The organism is Dokdonella sp. (assembly GCF_044227025.1).
GTDB lineage: Bacteria > Pseudomonadota > Gammaproteobacteria > Xanthomonadales > Rhodanobacteraceae > Dokdonella_A.
Window position 1 is genome coordinate 274,674 of the sequence record NZ_JBGAFX010000004.1, and the last position, 17,040, is coordinate 291,713.

Here is a 17,040-nt window from a genome sequence, read left to right on the forward strand (position 1 = left end):
GGACGCGCCGCTGCGCGGCTGTTGTCCCACCCTACCCGCTCCGGTTGTCACGTCGACGCGGTCGGCGCAGGCAGGGCGGTACGCGAAGCGCGTGCCGCCGTCACGCGTCAATTGAAGCCGTCGGCGAAGATCAGGTCGGCACCCGAGACCACGAGCAGGTTCGCCGACATCGCCGGCAGTGCGTTCAAGGTCAATGACGTGGTGCTGATCGTGCCGGTGTCGATCTGATGAACGCCCGTGGCGCCGTCGAAGCCATACAGCTTCCAGCTCGTTCCCGGCACGCTCGCGAACGTCAGCGGGACATTCTGAGCGGTGGTCGTCTTGTTGGTCAGCAGCACCATGGTGCGTCCGCCGGACACGAACGCATACGCGCCGACCTGGTCGACGTTTGCGCTCTGCGCATGCACGCTGCTGCCCTGCACCTTCGCGCCGGCGCCGTCGTAGTTCAGGAACAAGGTGAACGCGCGCTCGGCCTTGCTGTTCGCCTCCGGCGCGACCCAGCGCGTCGCCATGTCGACCCCTTCGCGGGCGAAGATGCCGAACAGTTCCGCCTGCGCGACCGCACCGCTGGTGGTGCCGTCGTTGCCCCAGTTGTATTCGGTGATCGCGAGCTTGGTCCCCGCGCAATACTGGTCGATCCACGCGCGCACGCGCGGGATCAGGTTCGGCTTGCTGTAGTGGTTGGCGTCGCCGTCGCCAAGATCGGCGATCCACGATTCGGATACCCACGCCGGGTCGTACAGTTCCTTGAGCGAGCGCAGGCGCCGCGCCGCCGTGGTTGGCGAATCGTCGTCGTTGAGCGCGACATTGCCCTGCGGGTAGTAGTGCAGGTCGAGGTAGTCGACGACGCGCGCGCCGCCGGCAAGTGGATGCGCGCATACCTGTTGCAGGTACCACGCGACGAACGGCGTGCCGCCGTGCGCGGCGCGGTCGCTGCCATCGGCGCAGTTGTCGGCCGCCGATCCGAACAGGTCGCAGTAGCCCCATGTCACCGGACCGGTCACCTTCGCCGCAGCATCCTGCTGCTTGATCGCGGTGCCGTAGGCGAGCGCCTTGTTCCAGGTCTCGTCATAGGTCGTCGGCGCGGGATGCACGTCGCGGTGGGTCGAATTCCACAGCATCACCTCGTTGTCGAGCGAGTAGAAGCGCACGCCACCCGCCGCGGCGTTGCCGAACGTCGACTGCAGGTGCGCGATCCACTCCTTCTGGAACGCCGGTGTAACTTCGCTCGAGGTGTCGTGCGGATCGTTGTTGATGAGGTGAAAGCGGCCTTCGTTGCCGTAGGGCACGCAATCAGGTGACGAATTGCTGGCAGGATTGCAGTCGCCGCTGCCCGCATCGGTGTCCCACGGGTCGACCGCCGCGCTCCATGGATTGGCGGGCACCTGCGTGCCGTAGGTCGCGACCGAGAAACCGGCCAGATAAGGATGCTGCAGCGGGCTGTCCGCGCGCGGCGTCCAGCCGATCGTCGGGATCGTGATCAACGCATCCGCGCCGTAGCTGCGTGCTTCGCTGATGAACGCGTCCGCGTCGTTGTTCAGCGGCGGCACGTGGGTGCGGTCGCTTGCGCCCGGGATGTTCTCGAAATACCAGTCGAACGCGGTGCTGTGCACGTCGACCTTCCAGTTGTAGCGCGTTGCACCGTTGCCGCCCCAGCGCCGCAGCGGATAGCCGACGACGGCATTGCGTGCTCCGTCGCCGTAGGCGACGCCGAAGATCAAGGGCGTGAAGGGGCGCACGTTCGCGCTCGCATCGACACTGACCGCAACGGCCGCATGCGCCGCATCCGGCAGGAGCGCCACGAGTGCCAGCACCAGCGCGGCGGGCAGGCTCCGCTTGAAGAACATGGGCATGGTCGTCCCCAGTCAATGGCGAGGCGCACACCCTATTCGCCCGCTCGCGCGGTTTCCCGCGAAGCCGTCACACTCGTCAGCGCGGACCGGGCCGGGCATCATGCACAACCCGCCTTGCGCAGCCGCCATGTCCGTTTCCTCCCCTTCCAGCCTGCTCGCCTACTGCCGCCCCGGTTTCGAGGGCGAGTGCGCGCAGGAGCTTTCCGGCCGCGATGCCCTACTCGCCGGCGCCGGCTACGCGCGCGCCGCGCGCGGCAGCGGTTTCGTCGAATTCGTCACGCCGGACGCCGAGGCGCTCGCCGGCAGCTGGCGCGACCTGGTGTTCGCACGCCAGCTGCTGCAGGTACTCGGCAGCGCGCGCGACCTGCCGCCGAAGGACCGCCTCGGCGTGCTGCTGCCGATCATCGAGGCGACGGAGTCCGCGCAGGGCCCGCGCCGCTGGTGCGATGCCTGGGTCGAGGCGCCCGACAGCGACGCCGCGCGCGAACTCGCGCCGCTCTGCCGCGGCCTCAATGCCGCCCTTGTCGGCGTGCTGAAGAAGAAGCAGCTGATCGACCGCGCCTCGCGCTGGCGCCTGCACCTGTGCCTGACCGCGACCGACGCCGCCTACGTCGCGATGGCCGACATCGCGCACACGGCACCGTGGCCGGGCGGCATCCCGCGCCTGAAATTCCCGCGCGCGGCGCCGAGCCGCTCGACGCTGAAGCTCGAGGAGGCCCTGCTGGTTTTGCTCGACGAGGGCGAACGCGAGCGCTGGTTGAAGCCGGGCATGCGCGCGGTCGATCTCGGTGCCTCGCCCGGCGGCTGGACCTGGCAGCTCGTCGCGCGCTCGCTGCACGTGGCGGCCGTCGACAACGGTCCGATGGACGCGGACCTGCTCGCGTCCGGGCTGGTCGACCACCTGCGCGCCGACGGTTTCCGCTACCGACCACAGAAACCGGTCGACTGGCTGGTGTGCGACATGGTCGAGCAGCCGCGCCGCGTCGCCGCGCTGATGGCGGACTGGCTCGCGACCGGCCAATGCCGTTACGCGATCTTCAACCTCAAACTGCCGATGAAGAAGCGCCACGACGAAGTGCAGCTCTGCCTCGCCCTCGTCGCCGACGCACTCGCGGCGGCGGGCAAACGCGTCGAGTTGCGTGCCAAGCAGCTTTACCACGATCGCGAGGAGATCACGGTGTTCGCGCGCGCGTCCTGAACGCCGCGCGACCGCTCGCGATCGGGAGATCTTGTCACTGCGCATCGAGCGGCTATCCTTGCACCGACACGGCCGCGCCCGATCGGCGTGCCCGCATTCCCTTTCATGGATGACGATGAAACGCCTGCGCGCCTTCCTGCCGCTGCTCGTTCTGATCGCGCTCGGTGTCGCGTTGTTCTTCGGCGGCGTGCTCGATCGCTTCGACCCGCATCGGATCGTGCAGGAAGAAGCCGACCTGCGTGCAGGCATCCTCGCCCATCCGCTGCTCGCCGGACTCGCCCAGGTCGGCCTTATGACGCTCGCGATCGCGACCGGCATTCCCGGCGCCGTGGTCATCGTGCTCGCCGGTGGCATGCTGTTCGGCATCGTCGAAGGCACGTTGCTGTCGGCGATCGGCACCACGCTCGGCGCCCTGATCCTTTTCCTCGCCAGTCGTTCCGCCTTCGCGCAGGGGACCGGCAAGGCACCCGCGATGGTGGAACGACTGCGCGCCGGATACGCCGCCTACCCCGTCAGCTATGCGATGTTCCTGCGCCTGGTGCCGTTCTTCCCGTTCGGCGGCGTCACCATCGCCCTCGCCGGACTCGGCTGCCCGCTGTGGCTGTTCCTGCTCGCGACCGCGACCGGCGGCAGCGTGATGATCGCGTTCGAAACAGCGCTCGGCGCCGGGCTCACCGAAACCATTGCACGCGAAGGCGCGGTCTCGCTGAACCTGTTCACCCACCGCGGCGTACTGCTGCCCGTGTTGGGCATGGCCGTGCTCGCGCTGGGGCCGATCGTGCTGGCGCAGTTGCGGCGCAAGCCGAAGGATTGACGTTCGGGCTTCGCCTCCAGCACCGTTCTTCGGCGCCCGCGCCCTTGCCAGCGGGTCGCGCCGGCCCTTCCGCTCGTGGTGCGCAGCCGGACGAATCAACCGACCGCGTCACCCGAGCGATGCGCGACCCATGCGCCGGCGAGCGCCGACGCGTACGGAATCGCCTGGGCGGCAAGAATCGTGATCCACAGCTTGCCTTCGACATAGTGGATGCCGATCGAGTTGATCATGCCGACCACGCAGGCGGCGAGGGCGAGGAACAGCAGCATCTCCTCGCTGACTGCGGTGAACGGATTCGGCTTGGCGCCGATGCGGCGGCTCTTCGCGGTGCGGATGAACTCGCCCTTCTTTCGCCACAGTCCTTCGAAGATGCCGCGCGCAATCGCATGTGAAAGCCCCATGCTGGCGACCGAGGCGGCGAGCGTGTCCTTCCACGAACATGGCACGCGCACGCGGTAGAGAATGATCCCGAACGCCGCCTTGAACAGGAAGAAGCCGATCAGCGGCACCAGGAACAGGTACATCGGCAGGGTGAAGTACTGCGGCGCCACCACCATGCCGAGCGTCCACAGCATCGCCATCAGCGTGAACACGAGGTGCAGCGCGTCGCCGAACCACGAGAACCAGCCGGTCAGGAAGTGGAAGCGCTGTCCGCGCGTAAGCGTGGAAGCGCTCGAGGTCATCCAGTCCCAGCGCGCCTTCATGATCTGCATCGCACCGAACGCCCAGCGATAGCGCTGCGACTTGTACGCCTTGAAGTCGGCCGGAGTGAGGCCCTTGCCCATCAGTTCGTCGACGTAGACGAGGTCGTAGCCGGCCTTCATGAGGCGCAGGCCGAGCTCGGCATCTTCGCAGATCGTCCATTCCGACCATGCACCGGTATTGGCGAGCAGGTCCTTGCGCACCATCGTCATCGTGCCGTGCTGGATGATCGCGTTGCGCTCGTTGCGGTGGTGCATGCCGATGCGGAAGAAACCATCGTATTCCCAGTTCGTCATGCGCCGGAACGCGTTGTGCTCCCAATCGCGGTGCGCCTGCGGGCACTGCACGACGGCGACGTTCGGATCGGTGAAATAGCCGGTCAGCGCGCGCAGCCAGTCGCTGCGCACCTCGTAGTCGGCATCGACGACGGCGACGACTTCGGCGCGCGGATCGGTCACTTCGAGGCCGTAGTTGAGCGCGCCAGCCTTGAAGCCGGGCCATGGTTCAAGGTGGTAGAAGCGGAACCTCGCGCCGAGCTTCGCGCAATGCGCTTCGACCGGCTTCCACACGTCCGGGTTCTTGGTGTTGTTGTCGAGCACGAGCACTTCGTAGTTCTCGTAGTCGAGCGCGGCGAGCGAGTCGAGGGTGAGGATCACCATCTCGGGCGGCTCGTTGTAACAGGCGAGGTGGATCGACACGAACGGCTGCACGTCGCCCGGCGCGGGCACCAGCGGCTTGAACTCGCGCAGCCAGCTCGGGCGCCACAGCACTTCGGTGAACTCGAAGCCGTTGATGAGCAGGATCAGGATGATCGCGAGCTGCGCCGGGAACAGCAGCAGCAACATGCCCCAGTCGAACGGACTCAGGTAGAAGTCGTACGGCAGGGTCGCCATCCACACGAGGATCGACGCGGACAACTGCACCAGCGCAAGGAAGAACGCGATGCCCATGGCGCGGAAGCGGATGAAATGGCGCGCGAACCAGAACATCGGCAGCAGCGCGATCAGCGACGCGAGCGTGGCCTTCCACGGCCAGATCGGGTCCTCGATCACGGTGCCGGTGAACGAGAACTTCGGCTCGCGGCTCGCGTTGAAGATGCCCCAGTACGCCTCGACGCGGCCGCTGAGCTGCTCCTTCCACGGTTGGTCGATCGCCTCCATCACGTAGTAGTCGATCTTCTCGCGCTCGGCGACGTTGAACCACTCGCGCAGGAAGTGCGCCTCGTCGGCGAGCGAAGCCTGCGCGTACTCCTTGCGATCACCGTTCGACGGCCAGCCGACTTCGCCGATCACGATCGGCTTGCCGGGCGAGACCTTGTCGACGATCTCGCGCAGCGACTTCAACTGGCCGAGCACGAAGCCGACCGCGTCCTTGCGCGGCACGCGTTCCCAGTACGGCAGGATGTGCACGGTCACGAAATCGACGTGCCGGATAAGCTCGGGATTGCGCTGCCAGCTGTCGAGCGGCTCGGCGGTCGAGACCGGGATCTTCAGCTGCGCGCGCGCGCGATCGATGTAGCCGACCAGCGTGCGCACACTGGTATCGCCGCGCAGGATCACTTCGTTGCCGACGATCGCACGATCGATGTTGTCGTTCTTGCGCGCGAGCGCGATCAGCGCCGCGAGCTCGCGTTCGTTGCGTTCCGAGCGACCCTCGATCCACGCGCCGGCCATCACGCGCATGCCGTAGAACTTCGCGATGCGCGGGATCTGCGGGTTCTCGACCGAGGAATAGGTGCGCAGGCGATCGCTGTATTGCGACAGCAGGCGGATGTCGCGATCGATGTCCGCTTCGTCGGGATAGATCTGCCGGGTCGGGTCCTGGTAGCGCTGGAACGGGTTGAAGGCGAGACCGCCGATCTTGCCGTGCCAGTCCGCGATGTGCACCGGACGGTTGAGGAACCCCCACAGGCCGATGTTCAGCGCCGCCACCAGCAGGGTCAGGAACAGCGCGCGCCAGAACGACTTGCGCACGACGGGAGGGCGGGTGGCGTTCAAGCGGAATTCTCGACCAGACGGCGCCGAAAAAAGGGGGCGCAAACGCTTTGCAGCATAGCGGAACGGCGCGCGCCGGCTCAACGACCTCGCGGGGCGCTGGCGCCTGGTTCCCGTTGCGCTCGGGAGGTGAAGGCCGGGTGATTCGCGCCGCCTGCGCTGCTGTCAAAAAAAAGGCCCCCTTGCGGGGGCCTTGAATTTTCGCTTTCGAATCGCTCCGCGAATCGCGGAGTTTGGTTACGGGCCGTCGAAGCCGTTCGCGAAGATGCGGTCGATGCAGCTGACGCCGACGGTGACCACGTTCGCGCCGGACACCGTGCCGCTGCCGTTGGTGACCGTGCACACTTCGGTCGGGTTGATCGGCTGGGCCGACACGGTGACCGCGTACGTCGCGCCATTGTTGAGCGGGAGCGGGAACGTGAAGCTGCCGTTCGCCGCGATCGGCAGGGTCTGCGCGCCGGCATTCAGCGACAGCACGAGACCGGTACCGACAAGACCGCTGACATTACCGCCGATCGTGAAGGTGCTCACCGCACAGGTCACGGCCACGTTCGTCACGTTGGCCCCGGCGATCACGCCGCTGCCGTTCGCGACCGAGCAGGTCTGGCCGGCCGGCTGCGTGCCGACGGTGACCGCGTAGCCCGTGCCATTGGCGAGGCCGGTCGGGAACGTGAAGCTGCCATTCGCCGCGACCGGCAAGGTCTGTGAGCCGCTGTTGAGCGAGAGCACGAGGCCCGCACCCGACAGGCCGCTGACGTTGCCGCCGACGGTGAACGTCGTCGGACCCGCGCAGGTGACCGCGACGTTGGTGACGTTCGCACCGCTGATCGTGCCGCTGCCGGTGAACGTCGTCGGACCCGCGCAGGTGACCGCGACGTTGGTGACGTTCGCACCGCTGATCGTGCCGCTGCCGTTCGCGACCGTGCAGGTCTGGCCAGCCGGCTGCGTGCCGACCGTGACCGCGTACGGCGACAGGTCGGCGAGGCCGGTCGGGAACGTGAAGCTGCCGTTCGCCGCGACGGGCAAGGTCTGCGCGCCCGCATTGAGCGAGAGCACCAGGCCCGCACCGGTCAGGCCACTGACGTTGCCGCCAACCGTGTACGTCGTCGGACCGCTGGTGGCCGGCACGAGGCACCACTGGTCGAGCGTGCCGGTGTCGCCACCCGCGTTGTCGGAGGCATTCAGGGTCCAGGTGCCCGCGAGGGTCTGGCCGATGAACGGAGTCGCGAGCGGGTTGTTCGGCTTGACGTTGCCCGACAGCGCCGGCGGCGTCGCATTGCACTGGCTTTCGACCAGCACGCCCGAACCGTCGTCGATGACCACGTCGATGTTGTCGCCGCTGCAACCGAAGCCGCTGCCGGTATAGCCCGGACGGTCGATCACGATCGAGCTGCCCGGGGCCTTGCTGAGCGTGAACTTGAGGTCGCCCACCCAGGTGTGGGTCGCCTTGATCACGAGCTTGAGGTCGGTCAGCGTGCCCGGAGCGGCCACGACCAGGTTGTCGTTGACGCCTGCCGGGAGGTTGTCGGTGATCGCCAGCGCCGGCGAACGGCAGATCAGGTTCGCGGTGGTGAAGCTGAAGGTCGGCGAAGCCGCGCCGGTGCCGCAGGCGTTGCTCGGCGTGACGCGCCAGAAATACGTCGTGTTGCCGGCCAGGTCCGTTGCCGGCGTGAACGTCGTGCCGGTGACGGTCTGGGTCAGGATGATCGAACCGAAGCCCGCATCCGTGGCAACCTCAAGCAGGTACGACTGGGTGTTGCTGCCGGTCCAGGTGAATGCCGGACGCAGCGCCACGCCATTCACGCCATTCGCGGGTGCGGTCAGCGTCGGCGCGCCGGGCGAGCCGACGAACACGGTCATGCCGATGCTGGTCGACTGGTTGGTCGCGGCCGCGCCGGTGCCGTTGATCGTCATCGGGTAGGTACCCGCGGCGACGCCGGTGGTGACGATCGACAGCGCGCTGCTGCCCGGCAGGGTCGGCACCGGATTGGGCGTGAACGAACCCGTGCTCGGCGCAGGATTGCCTGCAAGGGCGAGCGTGACCGGGCTGTTGTAGCCGGAGATCGAACCGACATTGACCGTGAAGGCCGCCGGCGTGCCGGCGCAAACCGCAACGGTCGGCGGCGTCGCGTCGAGGCTGAAGCCGGGCGACAGGCTGCAGCTCGGGAACTTGAAGCTGCCGATGCGCGTCTTCCAGCCGAACGTGCCCGTGGTCGCGTAGTACTCGCTGGTGAACCAGAACGTGCAGTCGTCGACCGGGTCGACGGTCAGGTCGCTGTAGTCACCCCAGCGGTTGCCGGTGCCGGTCTGGTGGCCGGCGCCATCGAACAGGTGCGCTTCGGTCTGCGGCAGCGTGCCGATCGGATCGCCCGAAAGGCGACCGGCGTAACGCAGCTGGGGGTTGATGGTCGGGCTCGACGCACTGTAACCAAGCGCGATGTTGCCGACGGTGTCCATCGCGATGCTGCCCATCCAGCGCCAGTCCGTATCGGGCTGGTAGGTGCCTTCCTGGAAGATCGTCGGCGTACCGCTGGTCGCATTGCGCATTTCGAACCAGCGCACACCGGTGACCGCGTTCGACAGCACGGTGTAGTTGCCGAGTAGCGACTCGTGGCCATTGATGTTGCGATAGGCGAGACGGAACATCAGGCGATCGGCGATGCCGTCGAGACGGTCCGCTGCGACGTTGCCGATCTGCGGTACGCAGGCGCGGCCCGCGGTGCACGCGGCCGCGAAGCCGGCAGCGGCCGGCGGGCTCGGCACGGCCGTGAAGGTCGTGTTGGCCGGCGTCACGAAGTCCGCATGGAAGCGGTAGGTGTCGTAGTTGCCCGTATCCGGGAACATCACGAACGGATTCGGCGCACCAGCGGGTGGCAGCGTCGAGCCGTCGAGATCGGCCGGCAGGAACGGCGCAAACGAGGCACCGAGCGGCGCAGCGGTCGACAGGAACGTCGCCGGCGTGCCCGCGAGCATCGCGGCACGGTCGAACGCATACGGCTGCGGGCCAAGGTAGGCCGTGCCCGCGGCGTTGAACACGTTCATGCTCATGTAGTACCCGTCAGGCCACACGCCCAGATGCGGGTAGTCGTAGAAGTTCGAACCGAGGTGGAAGCCGTAGCGGTTGTACGTGCCCGTCGCATCCGAGGTGGTCGACACCGCGATGCACTCGTCGGTGATGTTCGAGGTCGCGGACGCGAACTGGCTGATCACCCAGCGCTGCGCGATCTGGTCGTACAGCACGACCGGATCACCGTGGCCGTTGTTCTCGCAGACGCCGCCGAAGCCGGCCCAGAACGAGGCGGTGCTGACCGGACCGAGCACGGAGGCACCGGTGGTCTTGTTGAAGACCTGCACGCCGCCGTTGGTCATCTGCACGTACTGGGTCGCGCCGACTTCACCATTGGTATCCGGCGGTGCGCAGCCGCAACCGTTCGGCTGGCCGTCGAAGTTCATGATCGTGCCCGGCATCGGCGCCGCCGGCGATGGCGACATCAGGTGCTGGACGACCGGATCGACGCTGTCGACATGCTGTTTCGGGAAGCCCCAGGCCGGATTCTCCGCGGCCTCCTCGGCGGCTTCTGCCATGTTGTGCTCATGCCAGCCGGTGGCCATGATGTAGAGCGGCAGCGACACATCGTGCTGATACGAGACGCCGACCTGGATCTGGCCCGCTACCTGTTCTTCCTTCGTCCGCGGTGCTTGCGCGAACGCAAGGCTCGCGCAGGCCATGCCGAACGCGGCAAGCACCGCGCCCGACAGATATCGCTGCTTCGTCAACCTCATTGGGTTTCTCCCGGATTGAAATGCGCGCCGGACGAACGTCCGGATCGAGCCGTTTGGCATCCGGATCCCCCGACCCGGTTGCCTTGGTGCAAAACACGAAAAGCTGCCGCCAGCGGAAGCGTTCCGCCGTCACGGCTGATTCCTGATCCCCCCATTTCCGACCGCGCGGTGCAGTGTCAGCACCGGCACGGGGAGTCAAACCCCTAGTCCCGCGGATCCATTGCCGATCAGTCCATGGGCGGACTTTACGGGCGACGCGCGCGCCGGGCAAGTGTGACCGCAAAAACCGGCGGGGTCGGACCCTGCGCGTGCGCGGCCATGCTCAGGCGTATGGATCAATGCCAGGGCGGAACAGCAATCGCGGCCGGGGCCGGCGTGCGTCGCGCGCCGCGGACGCGGGGAGCGCCTCACCAATCGGTGGGGCGGTAGTCCTTGAGGAACTGCCCCCAGACATGTTCGCCGGTATTGATGCCGGAAATGATCGGATCGACGATGCGCGCGGCGCCGTCGACGATGTCGAGCGGCGGATGGAAGCGCTCCTCGATGACCTTGCGCGCGGCGATCTCGGCCGGATCCTCGTCGGTCACCCAGCCGGTGTCGACGCTGTTCATGTGGATGCCGTCGTTGTGGTAGTCGGTCGCGGAGGTGCGCGTCATCATGTTGAGCGCGGCCTTGGCCATGTTCGTGTGCGGATGGCGGGTCGTCTTGAAGTTGCGGTAGAACTGGCCTTCCATCGCCGATACGTTGACGATGTGCTTGTCGCGCTCGGGCGTGCGCAGCATCAGTGGTTTGAGGCGCGCGTTGATGATGAACGGCGCGATCGCATTCACCAACTGCACTTCAAGCAGTTCGACCGACGGCACCTCCGCCATCAGCAGGCGCCACGAATTGCGGCCACGCAGGTCGACCTGCTGCAGGTCCTGGTCGAGGCGACCCTGCGGGAACAGGTGGTCCTGCGCGAGCAGTTCTTCCGGCAGCATCGGGATCTGCGAGAGTTCCGCCGCGCGCGTGAGGCCCGGCAGTGCGGCGCTGCGCGCGCCGATCGCGTTGGCGGACTCCGGCAGGATGTTCGAGCCGCGCAGGCCTTCGTAGTGACCGACCAGCGCGCGCACGTGTTCGGGCAGGTCGTGCAGCGCGGCCGTTTCGCCGTCCATCATGTGCGCGTAGAACTCGGGCGGGCGACGCACGGTCTGGCACGCGTTGTTGATGATGAAATCGAGGCGCGGCCGGGTCGCGACGAGCTCGTGGCAGAACGCTTCCACGCTCGGCGTGTGGCGCAGGTCGAGGCCGAACACCTGCAGGCGATGGCCCCATTCGCCGAAGTCCGGCTCCGCCGCGTAGCGAGCCGCCGAATCGCGCGGGAAGCGCGTCGTCACGATCAGCTCGGCGCCACACCGCAACAGCTTGAGGCCCGCCTGGTAACCGATCTTCACGCGCCCGCCCGTGAGCAGCGCTACGCGCCCGCGCAGGTCCGCGAGTTCGCCGCGCTTGGCGAAGTTGAACGCCGCGCAGGCCGGGCAGAGCTGGTCGTAGAACGCGTCGATCGTCGTGTACTTCTGCTTGCAGACGTAGCAGTGCTGGCGCTCGATCGATTCGCGCGGCCCCGACCCGTCGCCATCCTCGTCCTTGGCGACGAAGCCTTCCGGCGGAAAAACATTCGGCGTGGAAAAGACCGGCTTGCGGCGCAGCGCGCGGATGCCCGTCGCATTCAGCACTGCATCGTCGGCGCGGATCTGCGCCTTGCTGCGCGCGCGCTCGGCCGCCTTCAGGCGCTGGCGGCGCGCGACCGGATCGGGCAGGTAGACGCGCGCGACCAGCTGGTGCAGGCGCGCGCGCTCCGCGTCGGGCAGGCGATCGAGCAGCGTGCGGTCATCGGCGACGGCTTCGAGCACGTCGAGTGCGGTGCGCAGGCGCTCCGCCAGGTCGAGGTCGGCCGCATCCGGCGCGTGCGGGGTGGCCGTCTTCATCGTCACAGGTACATTTCCGTCATCGAGGGACAAGGCGCGCGCCGCGGTCGGGACCGGTCGCGCGAACCGAGTATTTTGCCCGGTTTCGGGCTGGATCACGAACCGTGGCAACAGGGACGGCGCGCGAACGTGCTGGATGTTCGGCCCGGACGCCCGGACCGTCGCGCCAAGAACAGCACCTGTACGGCGATGCTGCGACATCGCGGCGTGCCGCAGCCGCAAGGAAGGAATGCAGCGGCGCCATCGACGTCGAAGATTCGTCGCTGTACTCGGTGCCGTACAGGGCGTGGCCGCCGGTGCTGCTGGTGCTCGCCGCATTCATCTACTTTTCGGGGCGCTGAGAAGCAGTCCTCAGGGTCGAGCGTGCGAGAAGTTCGCGTATCCGCACCGGAGCCCTTCGTACGCTGTCGCGTCCTGCTGGACATCACCCCGCCCTTCCGGCTGAATCGCGCTTCCCGCTCGCGCATTCCTCCGAGGTGATCCATGGACCTGCAACTCACCGGCAAGCTCGCCCTCGTCACGGGTTCAACGAAAGGCATCGGCCATGCGATCGCGGCGACACTCGCGCGGGAAGGCGCGCGGGTCATCGTCAATGGCCGCACGCAGGCTTCGGTCGCATTCGCGCAGGATGGGATCCTCGCCAAGGTGCCGGCGGCAAAGCTCGAAACGTTCGCCGGTGATCTCGCCTCGGCCGCCGACGCCGAACGTCTGGTGCAGGCGTTTCCCGCGGTCGACATCCTCGTCAACAACCTCGGCATCTTCGAGCCGAAGCCGTTCGAGGACATTCCCGATGCGGACTGGCAGCGCTTCTTCGACGTCAACGTGCTGAGCGGGGTGCGTCTCAGCCGCGCGTACCTGCCGGGCATGAAGCAGCGCAACCAAGGGCGCATCGTCTTCATCAGCAGCGAGAGCGCGATCCAGATCCCGACCGAGATGATCCACTACGGCATGACCAAGACCGCGCAGCTCGCAGTCTCGCGCGGGCTCGCGGAAACGTGCGCGGGCACGGGCGTGACCGTCAACGCCGTGCTGCCCGGCCCGACCCGTTCGGCGGGCGTCGACGAGTTCGTCGCGCAGCTCAGTGGCGGCCAGCCGTTCGAGGCGTTCGAGCGCGAGTTCTTCACGAGCGTGCGACCGAGCTCGCTGCTCAAGCGCTTCGCAACCACCGACGAAGTCGCGAGCATGGTCGCCTACGTGTGCAGCCCTCTCGCGTCCGCGACGAACGGCGCGGCACTGCGCGTCGATGGCGGCGTGTTGCGGTCGTGCGTCTAGGCACGCTCCCGGATGCGGTGGGCCAGGGCCCACCCTACTTGAAGATGTCCTTGTTCTTCGCGTAGCTCAATGCCTGTTGGCGTGTCACGACGCCGCGCTTGACCATGTCCTGCAGGCACTGGTCGAGCGTCTGCATGCCGTACTGGCTGCCGGTCTGGATCGCCGAATACATCTGCGCGACCTTGTCCTCGCGGATGAGGTTGCGGATCGCGGGGATGCCGACCATGATTTCGTGCGCGGCGGTGCGGCCGCCGCCGACCTTCTTCAGCAGCGACTGCGAGATGACCGCGCGCAAGCTCTCGGACAGCATCGATCGCACCATCGGCTTTTCACCGGCCGGGAACACGTCGATGATGCGGTCGATCGTCTTCGCGGCGGAACTCGTGTGCAGGGTGGCGAAGACGAGGTGTCCGGTCTCCGCGGCGGTCAGCGCGAGGCGGATGGTTTCCAGGTCGCGCAACTCGCCGACGAGGATGTAGTCCGGATCCTCACGCAGCGCCGAGCGCAGCGCCTCGTTGAACCCGTGCGTGTCGCGGTGCACTTCGCGCTGGTTGATGAGGCACTTCTGCGAGGTGTGCACGAACTCGATCGGATCCTCGACGGAGAGGATGTGCGCGTATTCGTTCTTGTTGACGTGGTCGACCATCGCAGCCAGCGTGGTCGACTTGCCCGAGCCGGTCGGGCCGGTGACGAGGATCAGGCCCTGCGGCTGCTCGATCAGTTCCTTGAAGATGCGCGGACAGCCGAGGTCCTCGAGCGTGAGCACTTCCGACGGGATGGTGCGGAACACCGCACCGGCGCCGCGGTTCTGGTTGAACGCATTGACGCGGAAGCGCGCCAGGCTCGGGATCTCGAACGAGAAGTCGACCTCGAGGAATTCCTCGTAGTCGCGGCGCTGCTTGTCCGACATGATGTCGTAGATCAGCGAGTGGATCTGCTTGTGCTCGAGCGCAGGGATGTTGATGCGGCGCACGTCGCCGTCGACGCGGATCATCGGCGGCAGGCCGGCCGACAGGTGCAGGTCGGACGCCTTGTTCTTGACCGAAAACGCCAGCAGCTCGGCAATATCCATCGCTCTATCCCCTGAATCGACGCAGGTTGGGTCGGCGGATGGTTGTTCGGCCCGCCGTTGCGGCAGTATAGCCACAAGAAAACGTGACCGGGCGCGACCTTGCAATGAATTTCAGCGAAACAGCCTGCGCTTCGGCCCGCGCCGCCGTGCTGGCGCGCATTGCGGCAGCGCGGCAAGCAAGCGCAACCGACGTGCGCCTGCTGGCAGTCTCGAAGACCCAGCCGGCATCGGCGGTGCGCGCGCTGCATGCCGCGGGACAACGCGCCTTCGGCGAGAACTACGTGCAGGAAGCGCTGGCCAAGCAGGCGGAACTGGCCGACCTCGGGCTCGAATGGCATCTGATCGGTCCGCTGCAGTCGAACAAGTGCCGCGAAGTCGCCGAGCACTTCGACTGGCTGCAGACGCTCGACCGCGCGAAGCTCGTCGACCTGCTCGCGCGTCATCGCCCGGCGGCACGCGCGCCGCTCAACGTGCTGGTGCAGGTCAACATCGACGACGAGGCGAGCAAGTCCGGCTGCACGCCAGGCGCGGTCGAAGGGCTCGCGGCCGCGATCGCGGCACAGCCCGCGCTGCGGTTGCGCGGGCTGATGGCGATTCCGGCGCCCTCGCCCGATGCCGCAGTCCGCCGCGCCGCGTTCGCGCGCATGCGAGCGCTGTACGATGCGCTGCGCACGAAGCATCGCGACCTCGACACGCTGTCGATGGGCATGTCGGACGATCTCGACCTCGCCATTGCCGAGGGCGCGACCATGGTGCGCGTCGGTACGGCGCTGTTCGGCGCACGCGCCGGCGCCTGAGCGCGCGACCGTGCTTGCGGCGGTTCCACGCGGTCGCCGAGTCCGCTAACCTCGCGCGTCTACCGGAGATCCACGCATGAGCGAACAGGTACGCATCGCCTTCATCGGCGGCGGCAACATGGCGCGCAGCCTGATCGGAGCGCTGGTGCGCGGCGGCACGCCGGCGCAGGCGATCTCGGTCGCAGAGCCGAATGCGGAACTGCGCGCCCTGCTCGCGCGCGACTTCGGCATCACCGTGCACGACACGGCGCTCGCCGCAGCCACAGGCGCCGGGGTGATCGTGCTGGCGGTCAAGCCGCAGGTGATGAAGGCGGTCTGCACCGAACTCGCCGCCAGCGCCGCGTCGTCGCGTCCGCTCGTCATCTCGATCGCCGCCGGCATCCGCATCACCCAGCTCGCCGAATGGCTCGGCGGCGAGTTGCCGATCGTGCGCTCGATGCCGAACACGCCTGCGCTCATCGGCGCGGGCGCGACCGGGATGATCGCCAATGCAGCGGCCAGCGCGACGCAACGCGAGCAGGCGCAGGCGATCCTTGGCACGGCGGGCACGACCGTGTGGATCGACCACGAGGACCTGATGGACACGGTCACCGCGCTGTCGGGCTCCGGGCCGGCGTACTTCTTCCTGCTGGTCGAGGCACTTGAGGATGCCGCGGTCGCGCAGGGCCTCCCGCGCGCAACCGCGCGTTCGCTCGCGACGCAGACCTGCTTCGGCGCCGGCCGCATGCTCGCCGAGGACGGCGAGCCGCCGACGGTCCTGCGCGAGCGCGTGACCTCGCCCGGCGGCACCACCGCTGCGGCGCTCGAAGCGTTTGCGCAGGGCAACCTGCGCGCGCTCGTCGCCAGCGCCGTCGCCGCAGCGACCGAGCGCGGGCGCGAGCTGTCGGAGAAGTATTCATGAGGCATTGCGCACCCGCTTGACCGCGCCGGTTCGACCACACACGCATCGCGGCTGAAGCCGCTCCCACATCGCTCCGACGCAGGACATCCGATGGGTTATCTCGCCAACGCCGGCCAGCTCCTGATCAACTTCGCATTCGGCCTGCTCGTCTCGCTGCTGGTGATCCGCGTGCTGCTGCAACTGGTGCGCGCGAACTTCTACAACCCGATCTGCCAGATGCTCTACAAGCTGACCAATCCGGTGCTGATGCCGCTGCATCGGCTGGTCCCGAACCGGCGCAACTTCGACATCGCCGCCGCGCTGCTCGCGTGGCTGCTGAGCGCGATCAAGCTCGCGCTGCTGTACGCGATGTTCGGCCAGGGCCTGCGCATCCTCGGGCTCGTGGTGATGGCGCTGGCCGACCTGCTCGACTTCGTGCTGCTGCTCTATCTCGGACTGATCTTCGTGCGCGTGCTGCTTTCGTTCCTCAGTGTGGAACGCGCCAACCCGATCGTGCCGCTGGTGATCCAGCTGACCGAGCCGCTGCTGAAGCCGGTCCGCCGGCGCGTGCCGGCGATGGGCGCGCTCGACTTCTCGCCTGCGATCGTGATGCTGGCGATCGGGTTGCTGCGCCTGCTGCTGGTGGCGCCGCTGCTGGACCTCGGCAAGCAGCTGGCGCAGGCGGCGATGTAGCCGGGCGGACGATGG

The 17,040-nt window shown here is 67.4% G+C and carries 11 protein-coding genes; 6 read left to right on the forward strand and 5 right to left on the reverse strand.

All coding sequences use genetic code 11. The features are described from left to right. Nucleotides 1–107 precede the first annotated feature (107 nt). Nucleotides 108–1,847, reverse strand: coding sequence for a glycoside hydrolase family 44 protein (locus ACILRJ_RS11605; RefSeq protein ID WP_395683345.1), 1,740 nt, complete (start codon nt 1,845–1,847; stop codon nt 108–110). A gap of 133 nt (nt 1,848–1,980) precedes the next feature. Between ACILRJ_RS11605 and rlmM the strand changes: the two genes are divergently transcribed. Both rlmM and ACILRJ_RS11615 read left to right on the forward strand, forming a co-directional pair. Further along, entirely contained in the window at nt 1,981–3,051 is a 1,071-nt protein-coding gene (gene rlmM, locus ACILRJ_RS11610; protein WP_395683346.1) for a 23S rRNA (cytidine(2498)-2'-O)-methyltransferase RlmM, read from the forward strand. Nucleotides 3,052–3,166: 115 nt separating this feature from the next. Then, entirely contained in the window at nt 3,167–3,865 is a 699-nt protein-coding gene (locus ACILRJ_RS11615; RefSeq protein ID WP_395683347.1) for a TVP38/TMEM64 family protein, read from the forward strand. A gap of 95 nt (nt 3,866–3,960) precedes the next feature. Here the strand turns inward: ACILRJ_RS11615 and ACILRJ_RS11620 are convergent, their stop codons facing one another. From ACILRJ_RS11620 to ACILRJ_RS11630, 3 genes are all read right to left on the reverse strand, one after another. Continuing rightward, nucleotides 3,961–6,564, reverse strand: coding sequence for a glycosyltransferase (locus ACILRJ_RS11620; RefSeq protein ID WP_395683348.1), 2,604 nt, complete (start codon nt 6,562–6,564; stop codon nt 3,961–3,963). A 234-nt stretch (nt 6,565–6,798) separates the two neighbouring features. Further along, a complete protein-coding gene (locus tag ACILRJ_RS11625) occupies nt 6,799–10,344 on the reverse strand; it encodes a proprotein convertase P-domain-containing protein (RefSeq protein ID WP_395683349.1) in 3,546 nt (1,181 codons plus the stop codon). A gap of 407 nt (nt 10,345–10,751) precedes the next feature. After that, the gene (locus ACILRJ_RS11630; protein ID WP_395683350.1) at nt 10,752–12,311 is read right to left on the reverse strand and encodes an SDR family oxidoreductase; all 1,560 of its coding nucleotides are present in this window, start codon (nt 12,309–12,311) and stop codon (nt 10,752–10,754) included. Between the two features lie 483 nt (nt 12,312–12,794). Here ACILRJ_RS11630 and ACILRJ_RS11635 point away from each other — a divergent pair, with 483 nt between their 5' ends. Further along, nucleotides 12,795–13,583, forward strand: a complete 789-nt coding sequence (locus tag ACILRJ_RS11635) for an SDR family NAD(P)-dependent oxidoreductase (protein ID WP_395683351.1) — start codon at nt 12,795–12,797, stop codon at nt 13,581–13,583. 34 nt (nt 13,584–13,617) lie between these two features. On the opposite strand, the gene ACILRJ_RS11640 is transcribed toward ACILRJ_RS11635, so the two are convergent. Then, nucleotides 13,618–14,655 carry a type IV pilus twitching motility protein PilT gene (locus ACILRJ_RS11640; RefSeq protein ID WP_395683352.1) on the reverse strand — a complete coding sequence of 346 codons (1,038 nt, stop codon included), beginning with the start codon at nt 14,653–14,655 and terminating at the stop codon, nt 13,618–13,620. 104 nt (nt 14,656–14,759) lie between these two features. Here ACILRJ_RS11640 and ACILRJ_RS11645 point away from each other — a divergent pair, with 104 nt between their 5' ends. The 3 genes from ACILRJ_RS11645 to ACILRJ_RS11655 all read left to right on the forward strand — a co-directional run bounded on the left by ACILRJ_RS11645 (nt 14,760) and on the right by ACILRJ_RS11655 (nt 17,025). Continuing rightward, complete coding sequence (locus ACILRJ_RS11645; RefSeq protein ID WP_395683353.1) at nt 14,760–15,452, forward strand: YggS family pyridoxal phosphate-dependent enzyme; 693 nt, start codon at nt 14,760–14,762, stop codon at nt 15,450–15,452. A 76-nt stretch (nt 15,453–15,528) separates the two neighbouring features. Next, nucleotides 15,529–16,353: a pyrroline-5-carboxylate reductase gene (gene proC / locus ACILRJ_RS11650; protein WP_395683354.1), complete on the forward strand. Its 825-nt coding sequence runs from the start codon at nt 15,529–15,531 to the stop codon at nt 16,351–16,353. A gap of 90 nt (nt 16,354–16,443) precedes the next feature. Next, complete coding sequence (locus ACILRJ_RS11655) at nt 16,444–17,025, forward strand: YggT family protein (RefSeq protein ID WP_395683355.1); 582 nt, start codon at nt 16,444–16,446, stop codon at nt 17,023–17,025. Nucleotides 17,026–17,040 lie beyond the last annotated feature (15 nt).